Origin of the sequence: Cobetia sp. 2AS, assembly GCF_029846355.1 — a bacterium.
GTDB classification, from domain to species: domain Bacteria; phylum Pseudomonadota; class Gammaproteobacteria; order Pseudomonadales; family Halomonadaceae; genus Cobetia; species Cobetia amphilecti.
This window is the reverse complement of record NZ_JARWKQ010000005.1, coordinates 71,847-83,782: the sequence shown is the minus strand read 5'-3', so window position 1 is coordinate 83,782 and position 11,936 is coordinate 71,847. Positions and strand designations below refer to the sequence as shown.

The 11,936-nt window shown below is 62.1% G+C and carries 11 protein-coding genes; 4 read left to right on the top strand and 7 right to left on the bottom strand.

Annotation, left to right across the window (positions count from 1 at the left end):
- Positions 1-191: 191 nt before the first annotated feature.
- Positions 192-1,082 carry a 4-hydroxybenzoate octaprenyltransferase gene (gene ubiA, locus QD356_RS13660; protein WP_192839006.1) on the bottom strand — a complete coding sequence of 297 codons (891 nt, stop codon included), beginning with the start codon at positions 1,080-1,082 and terminating at the stop codon, positions 192-194.
- Between the two features lie 67 nt (positions 1,083-1,149).
- On the bottom strand, positions 1,150-1,707 hold the full coding sequence (locus QD356_RS13655) for a chorismate lyase (RefSeq protein ID WP_279878196.1): 558 nt from the start codon (positions 1,705-1,707) through the stop codon (positions 1,150-1,152).
- Between the two features lie 339 nt (positions 1,708-2,046).
- On the opposite strand from QD356_RS13655, the gene QD356_RS13650 reads away from it, so the two are divergent.
- The 3 genes from QD356_RS13650 (at position 2,047) to QD356_RS13640 (ending at position 4,302) form a co-directional block, all read left to right on the top strand.
- Complete coding sequence (locus QD356_RS13650; RefSeq protein WP_192839004.1) at positions 2,047-3,246, top strand: FAD-dependent oxidoreductase; 1,200 nt, start codon at positions 2,047-2,049, stop codon at positions 3,244-3,246.
- A gap of 250 nt (positions 3,247-3,496) precedes the next feature.
- Positions 3,497-3,772 carry an HU family DNA-binding protein gene (locus QD356_RS13645; protein WP_024952843.1) on the top strand — a complete coding sequence of 92 codons (276 nt, stop codon included), beginning with the start codon at positions 3,497-3,499 and terminating at the stop codon, positions 3,770-3,772.
- 173 nt (positions 3,773-3,945) lie between these two features.
- Positions 3,946-4,302, top strand: coding sequence for a hypothetical protein (locus QD356_RS13640; protein ID WP_054556348.1), 357 nt, complete (start codon positions 3,946-3,948; stop codon positions 4,300-4,302).
- 153 nt (positions 4,303-4,455) lie between these two features.
- On the opposite strand, the gene QD356_RS13635 is transcribed toward QD356_RS13640, so the two are convergent.
- Positions 4,456-4,872: a hypothetical protein gene (locus tag QD356_RS13635; RefSeq protein WP_192839003.1), complete on the bottom strand. Its 417-nt coding sequence runs from the start codon at positions 4,870-4,872 to the stop codon at positions 4,456-4,458.
- 190 nt (positions 4,873-5,062) lie between these two features.
- Here QD356_RS13635 and yccS point away from each other — a divergent pair, with 190 nt between their 5' ends.
- Positions 5,063-7,315: a YccS family putative transporter gene (gene yccS, locus QD356_RS13630; protein ID WP_192839002.1), complete on the top strand. Its 2,253-nt coding sequence runs from the start codon at positions 5,063-5,065 to the stop codon at positions 7,313-7,315.
- 61 nt (positions 7,316-7,376) lie between these two features.
- Here the strand turns inward: yccS and QD356_RS13625 are convergent, their stop codons facing one another.
- From QD356_RS13625 to QD356_RS13610, 4 genes are all read right to left on the bottom strand, one after another.
- A complete protein-coding gene (locus QD356_RS13625) occupies positions 7,377-7,673 on the bottom strand; it encodes a hypothetical protein (RefSeq protein ID WP_192839001.1) in 297 nt (98 codons plus the stop codon).
- A complete protein-coding gene (locus QD356_RS13620; RefSeq protein ID WP_192839000.1) occupies positions 7,670-8,578 on the bottom strand; it encodes a hypothetical protein in 909 nt (302 codons plus the stop codon). The genes QD356_RS13625 and QD356_RS13620 overlap by 4 nt, the downstream gene beginning before the upstream one ends.
- A 188-nt stretch (positions 8,579-8,766) precedes the next feature.
- Positions 8,767-10,908 (bottom strand): ATP-dependent DNA helicase RecG, encoded by a 2,142-nt coding sequence (gene recG, locus QD356_RS13615; RefSeq protein WP_192838999.1) that lies wholly within the window; start codon positions 10,906-10,908, stop codon positions 8,767-8,769.
- Positions 10,905-11,870 (bottom strand): hydrogen peroxide-inducible genes activator, encoded by a 966-nt coding sequence (locus tag QD356_RS13610; RefSeq protein ID WP_052384315.1) that lies wholly within the window; start codon positions 11,868-11,870, stop codon positions 10,905-10,907. The genes recG and QD356_RS13610 overlap by 4 nt, the downstream gene beginning before the upstream one ends.
- Positions 11,871-11,936: the final 66 nt, after the last annotated feature.

Here is an 11,936-nt window from a genome sequence, read left to right as displayed (position 1 = left end):
CCAGAATGACAAGTCGATGACGATTACAACCCGCTTATATGACAACGAGATGACAACTGCCAGCATGGCAGCTTGCACCCAAGCCTGCCAGCCGCCTTGGAGGCGCGGCAGGCAGGCATGAACCGTGGGCTGGGGAGCAACAGAGGGCAGGGGTCGCTTTAAATTAAATAATACTAATGTTTATGCAGGAGTCAGCTCATCGGCCAGGTCGCCAGGGCGATACCGGCGAAGATCAGCAGACCCGTCCAATGATTGTTCAGGAAGGCCTGGAAGCAGGGCGCACGCTCACGCTCACGGATCAGACGTTGCTGCCAGACGAAGGTGACGGCGGCGGCAGCCAGCCCCAGCCAGTAGAAGATGCCCAGCGCCAAGTGCAGGCCGATGCCGATCAACACCACCAGCATGCCCAGCTGCAACAGGCCGATCATCAGCTTGTCGGCACGCCCGAACAGCACGGCGGTGGACTTGATGCCCACCTTGAGGTCGTCGTTGCGATCGACCATCGCGTAGGCGGTGTCGTAGGCCACCGTCCACATCAGGTTGGCCGCGAACAGCCACCAGCCGTAGGTCGGTACCTCCTCCAGCGTCGCGGCGAAGGCCATCGGAATCGCCCAGCCGAAGGCGGCGCCCAGCACTACCTGAGGCAGATGATGGAAGCGCTTCATGAACGGATAGCTGGCCGCTAGCAGCACGGCGACGATCGACAGCAGCACCGTGGTCAGGTTGGTGAAGCACACCAGCACGAAGGCGGCCGCGACCAGCCCCCCGAACAGCGTCAGCGCCTCGCGTTCCGAGATGCGACCCGAGGTCAGCGGCCGATCACGCGTGCGCTCGACATGCTTGTCCCAATGGCGGTCGGCGTAGTCGTTGATGACGCAGCCGGCGGCGCGCATCAGATAGACCCCGGCGATGAAGATCAGCAGGGTCGTGCGCTCGGGAATGCCATCTGCCGCCAGCCACAGTGCCCACAGGGTCGGCCACATCAGCAGCCAGGTGCCGATGGGGCGGTCCAGCCGTGTCAGGGCGAGGTAGTCGGCCAGTCTGGAAGGACGCGAAGCGGCGGAAGTGGATGACGCGGTCATCGGGGCTCCTGGGCGGGTGGTAGTGGGCAAGGGAAGAGAGGGAAACGAGGCCAGTCGGCCGCAAGGCTCAGGCCAGCTGCAGCGCGTGCTGGAAGGCCGGTGTGAAGCCCTCCTGCACCAGCACCTTGAAGCGACCATGCGAGAACATCGAGCGGCGCATCCACAGGCTGGTGGTGCGGGCCAGCGGCCTGGGGCTCGAAAGCACCAGCGGGGCGCGGCTGACATCGATGGCGCTGCGGGTCAGGTCGGGCTGGCGAAACAGCCAATGGCCCAGCGAGCGCTCGCCCAGCGTCGAGAGGCGATGACCGTGGGCCAGGTCCAGCGCCGCCAGCGAGCGTGCGATCACCCATGGCGTATCGCCATGACAGAGTGCCACTTCGCGTCGCCAGACATGCCGGCGTGGGCCGATGCCCAGCAGGCGCGCCTCATCCAGCCGTGCGGGGCCGGTGTCCTGCAGCAGCAGGCGCACGCGCAGGCCCTGGATGGGCTGGTCATCGCGTTCATCCTGCTGCTGCATGGTGCTGGCAAGACGCTGGGTCAGCGAGTCCGTCGAGGAGAGCCACGCCCACCAGCCGGCTGGCATGACCCCCTGCAGCGCGGCAGCCGGCTGCCAATGGCGGCGCACCGCCGCCGAAGCAGCGGGTGCCGCGCGCGTGGGCGAAGGCCAGCGAGGCGCAGGCTGGCACAGGGACTCGGCTGACGGATGAGGCGCCTCACAGGTGGAGGTCTGTGGCGTGAGCGCTGCGCGATGAGGCTCGCCTGCTGGGCATCGGACCACGGTGAATTCCCTGTCAGGATGACGAAATGGCGAGTCTAGCATGGCCGGGCGGCAAGGCCTCCCGCTCAGGCATGCCTGCACTGCTGGCGGGCTGGTATGCTGGGCGCATTCATCGGCGTTCATGACGGACGCTGCTGGCGCTCTTTCATCAGCGCTTCCCTCGGATCGATCTCAGGAGATGGTGCCATGCGCGACCCTCGCACCCTTGTCATCATTGGTACCGGCATGGCGGGCATTGGTCTGGCGCGCGCGCTGCGTGCGCGTGACAAGGACAGCCGGCTGATCCTCATCAGCCAGGATAGCGGCCACGATTACGCCAAGCCCATGCTGTCCACCGCCTTCGCCAAGAAGATGTCGGCCACCGACCTGTCGCGTCAGGCGCCGGTGGCGCTGGTGGACGAGTTGAATGCCGAGCTGCGTACCCATCAACGCGTCACCGCCATCGACGGTGATGCCCGCCAGCTATGGCTGGGCGAGGAGTGTCTGGCCTATGACGAGCTGGTGCTGGCACTCGGCGCCGCGCCGCGTCGTCCCTTCCCCGTCGCCGCGGAAGTGGCCTCACGCGTGCAGAGCATCAATGACCTCGACGACTATGCGGCCTTCTGCGCGACGCTGGCGAAGGCCCGCGAGCGCGGGGAAGAGGGGCATGTGGTGATTGTCGGTGCCGGACTGGTCGGCTGTGAATACGCCAATGATCTGACGGCGGCCGGCCACCGCGTCACGCTGGTCGCGCCGGAGGAAACTCCGCTGGATGGGCTGCTGCCGCAAGCGCTGGGGCAGCGTCTGGGCGCGGCGCTGGATGGGCTCGGTGTGACGCGTCGCCAGGGCGAGATGGTCGAGACCATCGCCGCAAGCTCGGGCGAGGAGGCCGAGCGTCAGGCTGCGCCGGTCGAGGTGCGACTGCAGAGCGGTCGTCGCCTGACGGGCTCCGTGGTTCTGCTGGCCACCGGGCTGGCGCCGCGTATTCGTCTGGCGCAGGCCGCGGGTCTGAGCGCCGGTGGTGATGGCATCCGTGTCGACCGTCACCTGGCCACCTCCCAGCCGCATATCTGGGCGCTGGGCGATTGCGCCAGTGTCGAGGGCGTCAATGCCATGTATGTCCAGCCGCTGCAGATGGCTGCGCGCACCCTGGCAGCCAACCTGTGTGGCGAGCCGAGCGTGCTCGACTGGAAGGCGTGGCCGGTGCTGGTCAAGACACCGGCCTTGCCGGTGGTGGCCTATCCGCCGCGTTCGGCCGTGGCGCGCTGGGAAATCAACGGTGAAGGCGATGACCTCGAAGCGCGTGCACTGGATATGAACGAACGCTTGATTGGATATGCGTTGACAGGCGCCGCCGTTCGCAGGAAAGTCGAGCTGGCGCGGCAGGCGCCGCCGTTGCTAGGCTAGGCGATGCCATGATCGATGGTCGTAAATCCCTTGCTGCCAGCGCGGTCAGGCACGATAGTGAATGCTCCGTCAGACATGCTGCTCAGCGGGCGTCGTCTGACAGGTTGCTGCCATCGACAGGTTTGATACGGCAAAGCTTGCCGGGAGCGGATTGCGTCGCCGCCATACGCCACCGCTAGCAAGTGCAAGAACAACAATGGAAACGGCGGCTTGGCCGCCCGTGCAGAATGCCAAACCAGGAGGGCTTTTCATGCGCAAGCCAGAACTCGCTGCGGCCATCGCCGAGCGTGCGGATCTATCCAAGGACAAGGCCAGTCAGGTACTGAACGTGATTCTCGACGAGATCACTCATACCGTGGCCAAAGGCAATGACGTCTCACTGATCGGTTTCGGGTCATTCACCGTGCGCCAGCGTGCGGCGCGTACCGGCAAGAACCCTCAGACAGGCAAGCCGCTGACCATCCCGGCCAGCAAGACCGTTGCCTTCAAACCCGGCAAGTCGTTGAAGGATGCAGTGACCAAGTAACCTCGGCTCGTGCTTCAGCGCAGACCCGGGGTGGCTGTCGCCATGGCTTCCAATCGTCGTCATCAAAAGCCCTGTCGGCTGTCATGCTGATGCCACCGGTTCCGCCCTGCGGGGCCGGTGGCATTTTCATATGGCCTGCGTGACCGACGCTTCGCGATTCAAGGAATGACACCATGAAGCTCAAGATATTGCTGTGGGTGCTGGGTCTGCTGCTCAAGCGGGCCTTCAAGCGCGACCCCGAATTTCGTGCCGAGCTGGAAAAGCGTCCACTGGACTGGGGCGTCGCGACCGAAGACATGAGCATCGCGCGTCACTACCGCATGTCCCACGCGGGCGTCACCACGGGCAGTGGCCTGCCGGTGGATACCGAGCTTGAGCTGCGCTTCGCTGATAGCGACAGTGCGGTGGCCTTTTTGCTCAAGCCCTCGCCGCGTGCCTTCCTGCAAGGCCTGATGGACCAGCGCGTGCGTCTGGTCGGCGATTCGGCCCAGCTCAACCGCTTGCAGTCATTGCTCAAGCGCATTCGCTGAATGACCCTGTGCCGTGCCTGCATGAACGAAAGACGCCCCGCTGAGAGAATCAGCGGGGCGTTGTTTTGTCACGAGCAGTTGTCGCGAGCCTTTCTTGCGAGCCTTTACTTGCGAGGGGCTGTTCGAGAAGACCCTCTCAACGCCCTCGAGGCGTCACAGCAACTGCTTGAGGCCCGGAATGCCTTCGAGCACCTGATCGACCACGCCATCGCCGGCTTCTTCGCGGGCATAACTCAGCGTCTCATCGGCCACGCCGCGCGCCTGGTCCATGTTCAGGTCCAGCCCCATCAGCTTCTGGCCCAGTTCCAGCGCACCGCCACCGCCACCTCCGGTGAAGGCGCTGACGGCGCCCATCAGGCCGCCCATGAGGCCACCGCCACCGGACTCGGCGGCTTCCTCGCCTGCGCTGCCGATCAGGCCTTCCGCCCCCGGAATGGCGCCCAGCAGTGAGGCGGCCGGGCCATCTGGCCCCTGCTCGCGCACGAACTTGAGAACCATGCCGACCGCCTGCTCGGCGATTTCCGGTGACAGCCCGAGGGAGCCAGTGACGCGTTCGATAAGAGGATGCATCGGTATTCTCCATGAAAGCCAATGAGGTCAGGAGTCTTCAGAGTGGCACGTCGTGGCGATTCGACATTCGACGCGCCTGCCAACGCTTGCATGCGCCCTGGCTCTCGGACACGGCAGAACGGGGTGTTATGCTAGCGATATAAATCTAAAGTCTAATGCGCTGCCCGGCGCCCTGGTCACGGAACACTTCATGACACGCTCTCTCCTGGACTCCCTCATGCACTCCCTGCGTCGTCTGTGGACGCTGGATGCCTTCAGCTATTCGCTACGCATGTTGATCGCGCTGGGTGGCGTGATGGCGGTGGGGTTCTGGCTCGACGAGATGGCGGTGGTGATTCCGCTGTTTCTGGGCGTGATCGCCTCGGGGCTGGCGGAAACCGATGATCACTGGCGCGGTCGACTGCGCGCGCTGGGCATGACGCTGGCCTGCTTCAGCATCGCCGCCGTCTCGGTGGAGCTGTTGTTCGGCATGCCGCTGCCCTTCGTGATCGGGCTGGCGCTGGCCACCTTCGCGATGCCGATGCTGGGCGCCATCGATGCTCGCTACGGCGCCATCGCGCGCGCCTCGTTGATTCTGGCCGTCTACACCATGATCAGCCTCGAGCAGCAGCATGGAGATGGTCAGATCGCGGTGATGGAGCGCAGCCTGCCCGAATGGCTGCGTGAGCCGGGGCTGGGCATCAATCTGGTTCAGCCGTTGCTGCTGGTGGTCGGGGCGACCTGGTATGGCCTGCTCTCGGTCGTGTGGTGTGCGCTGTTCTCGCGCCAGCCGCTCAAGCACAGCATGGCGACGCTCTACCGTGAGTTGGGGCGCTACCTGATTCTCAAGGCGCAGCTGTTCGAGCCGCTGCGCAATGTCGACCAGTCTGCCCGGCGTCTGGCGCTGGCCGAGCAGAACGGTCGCGTGGTGGTGGCGCTCAACCAGACCAAGGAGATGGTCTTCCGGCGTCTCGCCGGGCGGCGCGATACCACCAAGCTCGACCGCTACCTGCGCCTCTACTTCATCGCCCAGGACCTCCACGAGCGCGCCAGCTCTAGCCATTATCCCTACGGCCAGCTCACCGACGCCTTCTTCCATCACGACATCCTGTTCCGCTGTCAGCGCCTGCTGGAGCAGCAGGGGCGCGCCTGTCGCGGGCTCGGCAAGGCGCTGTTGATGCGCCAGCCCTTCGATGCCAGTGACAGCCAGCAGGCGCTGGAAGACCTTAACGCCTCGCTCGTCTATCTCAAGCAACAGCAGCGGCCCGAGTGGCACCATCTGATGCAGGCGTTGGAGGCACTGGCCAGCAACCTGCGTCTGATCGAAGGTCAGATCGCGCGCCTGAATGATCTCGAAGCCGTCAGCAATGAAAGCGACAACAGCCTGCTGGACCGCTCGCCCCACGGCACGCGCGACATGTTCGAGCGTATCCGCAGCCACCTGACGCCGCGCTCGCCGATCTTCCGCCATGCGCTGCGCCTGACCGCGACGCTGGTGGCCGGCTATGGCGTGCTGCTGGCAGTGCACCCGACCCAGGGCTACTGGATTCTGCTGACCGGGCTGTTCGTGTGCCGTCCCAGCTACGGCGATACGCGCCGCACGCTGGCGCAGCGGATTCTGGGCACGCTGATCGGTCTGGTCGCCGGCTGGGCGCTGATCAGTCTGTTCCCGGCGCCCACGATCCAGGCCGGGATCGCCGTGGTCGCGGGGGTGCTGTTCTTCGCCACGCGTGGCTCGCGCTATACCCTGGCCACCGCCGCCATCACGCTGATGGTGCTGGCGTGCTTCAACCAGGTCGGCGATGGCTTCGATCTCATCTGGCCGCGCCTGTTCGATACGCTGGTCGGCGGCCTGCTGGCCGGGCTGTCGGTGGTGTTGATCCTGCCGGACTGGCAGGGCCGCAAGCTCTATCGCCAGGCCGGCGTCAGCCTCAAGACCAGCGGCCGCTATCTGGGCGAGGTGCTGTCGCAGTACCGCCATGGCAAGCGCGATGATCTGGCCTACCGTCTGGCACGCCGCAATGCCCACAACGCCGACGCGGCCTTCTCCAATCTGCTGGCCACCGCGCGCAAGGAGCCCGGCCACTTCCGGCGCGATGTCGAGCCGGGCTTCGGCTTCCTGCTCCACGCGCATACCGTGCTCGGCTATCTCTCGGCACTGGCAGCGCATCGTGGCGAACTGGAATCGACCGCCTCGGCCAGCAGCGGCATCGAGACGCTGCTGCGCCATGGCGAGCGCCTGAGTCAGCAGCTGACGGCGTTGGGAGAGCAATTGGAGGCGGGCGGTGAGATCGCCGTCACGCTGGACAGCGAAGATGAGATCGCGGCACTGGAAGCCGAGGTCGAGCAGGTCGAATCCACTACCGGACGCCTGGCGCTGTCACAGCTGATTCTGGTGCTGAGGCTGTTGCAGCCGCTGGAAAGCGCCGGCACCCAGCTGATCAAGGCCAGCCGTGGTGGCTAACATTATGAACACTATTGTTTTTGTAAACTAAAACTTTGCTTTTAGGTGTTCTTTTGATTTTCTATACATCATCGCGTTTGTTGATTTTATATACTTGATACTTTGAATGTTTAACTTTTGATTTTGCTAAGTGGTTTTCGTTCTTGCTCGGCTGCAAATACTCAAAACACTTTTGCCATTCTAAGTTCGGATTGTCTTTCTTGTTGATTCCCAATATTATAGTGTAATTATTGTTATCTTCTTTTTCTTCAATGGAGTAAACTGTCGTCATGAATTTTTTAACAGCAATATCACGAAATACCTTTAGGCCTTTTTTGTAACTAAATTCATCAGGCTGGCTCATAAGGATTTTGCTCATTTAAAGACGCCTCCTTTAGCTCGATATTCCTGTACTGAGAGTAAGTATAACTCCATTTCTATACGATTTGCTATGTCATCAAGTATGTAATTACAGGCTTCACATTGATTAGCATCGTATGGTGTACATAGGAATTCTCCATACACGGCAACAGTAAAAATATAGTCGAAACTTATATTGTTTACAAGTATATTTACTGGTCTGCAATACAAAGAACCAATTACAGCTTCCTTGGATCTATCTGAAGCATAAAAAACCTGCTCCTTTAGTCCTTTCCTGATATCTGATATAAATAAGCTTTCACCTTTTTTATGGCAGTAATTCGCTGTTGAGTTACGCTCCATTATTACTTGCGCAGCGGTATGCTGACGAGTTTGATTATTTTTAAACAAATATTTCCACTTCCCCTCTTCTTTGTTAAAACTTATGATGGTGATACCAATTTTATGACGGCTTACTTCAAATCCATTTTCTAGCAATCTCTGCATTTCATCAATAGATCTTTCTAACTGATCATTCGGGTTAATTAGTAGCTTAAAGGGATCGCCCTTCGGCTTTAGATGTTTAGCCTTATTCTTTACCATTTTAGATTTTGCTTTTACTAAATCGTTGCAGTAGGCCGACATGCTTTTTTGTAGCTTAAGTACTTTATCTTCGATAGTGGCTTTTATTTTTTCAGAAACTGCATTGAAGACAACGATGAATATCGTTGAAATAGCAAGAAAGCAAAAGATTGTCTCATGGAGGTCTATGTTGTTCTTTATTACCTTCCAGTCCTCGCCCCATATATCGAGGATGCCATAATATAGTGCAACGACAGGAGGGATGATAATGCGTAAAAAACCTGAGTTAAGTACTTTTGCGAATGCACAGCTTGCAAAAATATAATACCAGAATTTTCTCACTCAAACCCCTCTTTGATTACAGGTGAATTTCTCATATATATCTCATGTAAATGTGCTGGTATTATGTTCACGAATTTTTTTAGCTTAATATTATGCATGTAGTTATAATAGATATCCAGTGCTTACTGAATATCTATATGATTTTAGAAATAGTAGCTCAAGGGCGTTAGGTTACACATTTTTAGCACTCAGACGGCGCCGTATTGTCCGGCCGCCTCGCCCAGCCAGCGGCGAATCAAGGGCTCCGCGGCCTGCGGGGCCTCGCTGAGGATGGCATCGGCCAGCGTGGTGGTCGGGGCGATCAGGTCACTGTCACGCTCGAGATCGGCGATCTTCATCCCCGCCAGCCCCGTCTGACGCGTGCCCAGCACTTCGCCGGGGCCGCGTAGCTCGAGGTCCTTCTCGGCGATCTTGAAGCCGTCGGTGGTCTCGCGCATCACCGCCAGGCGCTGCTTGGAGTGCTGCGACAGCGGCGGATGATAGAGCAGCACACAGAAGCTCTCGGTGCTGCCACGCCCGACACGGCCACGCAGCTGGTGCAGCTGCGACAGGCCGAGACGCTCGGGATTGTCGATCACCATCAGGCTGGCATTCGGCACATCGACCCCGACCTCGATCACCGTGGTCGCCACCAGCAGGTCATGCTCGCCATCCTTGAACGCCGCCATCACCTCGGCCTTCTCGGCCGCCTTCATGCGGCCATGGACCAGGCCGATGGACAGCTCCGGCAGCGCCTCGGTCAGCTCGTCACGCGTCACCTCGGCGGCCTGGCAGGTCATCACCTCGGATTCCTCGATCAGCGTACACACCCAATAGGCCTGACGACCCTCGGAGCAGGCGGCGCGGATGCGCTCGACCACCTCGGGGCGGCGCGGGTCGGCCACCGCGACGGTCTGTACCGGGGTGCGTCCCGGCGGCAGCTCGTCGATCACCGACAGGTCGAGGTCGGCGTAGGCGCTCATCGCCAAGGTGCGCGGAATCGGCGTCGCGGTCATGATCAGCTGGTGCGGTGTCAGGCCACCGGCTTCCCCCTTCGCCCGCAATGCGAGGCGCTGATGCACGCCGAAGCGGTGCTGCTCATCGACGATCGCCAGCCCCAGACGCTGGAAGGTCACATCGGCCTGAAACAGCGCATGCGTGCCGACCACCATGCGTGCCCGGCCATCGGCGATGGCGGCCTTGGCATCCAGCCGCGCCTTGCCCTTGAGCTTGCCGGCCAGCCACGCCACCTCGATGCCCAATGGCTCCAGCCATTCGCGGAAGTTGCGATAGTGCTGCTCGGCGAGAATCTCGGTGGGCGCCATCAAGGCCGCCTGACAGCCGCCGCCGATCGCGATCAGCGCCGCCAGTGCGGCGACCACCGTCTTGCCCGAGCCCACATCGCCCTGCACCAGACGCAACATCGGCACTTCGCGCGCCAGGTCGCGGCGCACATCTTCCAGCACGCGATGCTGGGCGCCGGTCAGCGAGAAGGGCAGCTGGGCGAGAAAGCGCGTGCTGAGGCCGCCACTGGCGCTCAGCGAGGGCGCGCCATCCTGCTGGATCCGCGCGCGCACCTGACGCAGACTCAACTGGTGGGCGAGCAATTCTTCCTGGGCGAGGCGGCGCTGACTCGGGTGCACGCCGTCGCTCATCTGGTCGACGGGCGCATCCGGCGGTGGCTCGTGAAGAAAGCGCAGGCACTCGATCACGCCGGGCAGGCGAAAGCGCGTGCGCAGCGCCTCGGGGATCAGGTCCGGCAGCTCATGGGGCGTTTCCTCGAGCTGCTTGAGCGCCTGGGCGATCAGGGCACGCAGGCGCGCCTGATTGAGGCCTTCGGTGGCCGGATAGATGGGCGTGAGGTGGTCTTCCACCGGCGCGGCACCCTGGCCGAGCAGGCGGTATTCCGGATGGTAGATCTCGAGGCCGGTGGCCCCGGCGCGTGCCTCGCCGAAGCAGCGCACGCTATGGCCACGCTGGAATTGCTGCTGCTGGGCGGGGGAGAAGTGGAAGAAGCGCAGGCTGAGGATGCCGCTGCCATCGCGCAGGCGCACCAGCAGACTGCGGCGGCGGCCCTTGACGATGTCGCAGGCCGTCACCTCGCCTTCGACCACCGCTTCCATGCCGCTCTTGAGCGTGCCGATGGGCGTGACGCGGGTCCGGTCCTGATAGCGCAGCGGCAGATGGAACAGCAGGTCTGCGACGCGCTCCAGTCCGAGGCGCGACAGCTTCTCGCTCAGCGCGGGGCCGACGCCGCTCAGGCTGTCCAGCGGTTGGGCCAGCGCGCCGGTGGCGAAGGCACCGGCGCTGGCGGGCCCGGCAGATGAGGCTTCCGTGCCCGCCCTGCTCATGCCGGTTCGTGGCTCTGGGAAGCGGAGCCCTGCATGCCGTTCTCATTGCTCTGGCGCGCACGATTGGAGCACTCGGCGATCGCCTGGCTGATCACGTCGATGGCCTTGGGGCGCGGGAAGCTGGCCCGCCATGCCAGCGCCACGCTGCGGCTGGGGGCCGGGTCCTTGAAGGGCCGCGTCTCGAGCACGCCGCTCTCGTAATGACCGGTACCGGTCGCCGAGTAGGGCAGCACGGTGATACCGAGACCGGAGGCGACCATGTGGCGGATGGTTTCCAGCGAGCCGCCTTCGGCGATCAGCGTATTCTCGGGGTTGTTGATCTGATTGCCGATGGCCGGGCAGGCCTCGAGAATCTGATCACGGAAGCAGTGACCCTCGCCGAGCATCAGCAGACGCTCGTTGATCAGCTGCTCCTTGGCGATGCTGTCCTGCTCGAGCAGGGGGTGGCCGGCCGGCAGCAGGACTTCGAAGGGCTCTTCGTAGAGGATCTTCGTCAGCACGTCGGTCTCGGTGAACGGCAGCGCGACGATGATCACGTCCAGCTCGCCATTGCGCAGCTTGCGACGCAGGTCGCCGGTCATGCCTTCCTCGATGTAGAGCGGCATCTTCGGCGCACGCCGCGTCAGTTCCGGCACCAGGTGCGGGAAAAGATACGGTCCAATGGTATAGATGGCGCCGATGCGCAACGGGCTGGAGAGCTGATCCTTGCCGGAATTGGCCAGTTCCTTGATCACGCTGGACTGCTCCAGCACGCGCTGAGCCTGCTGAACGATCTTCTCGCCGAGCGGTGTGACCTGTACGGTGGACTTGGAACGCTCGAACAGTGCGACTCCCAGCTCTTCCTCAAGCTTCTTGACGGCCACCGACAGGGTGGGCTGCGAGACGAAGCAGCGCTCTGCGGCGCGTCCGAAATGACGCTCCTGGGCCAAGGTTACGATGTAGCGGAGTTCTGTTAGAGTCATGATTCCTGCCCGGAACTGGCATCCTGGGATGCGGTGGGTACCGATTCGTTTTACCAAGGAGCACGG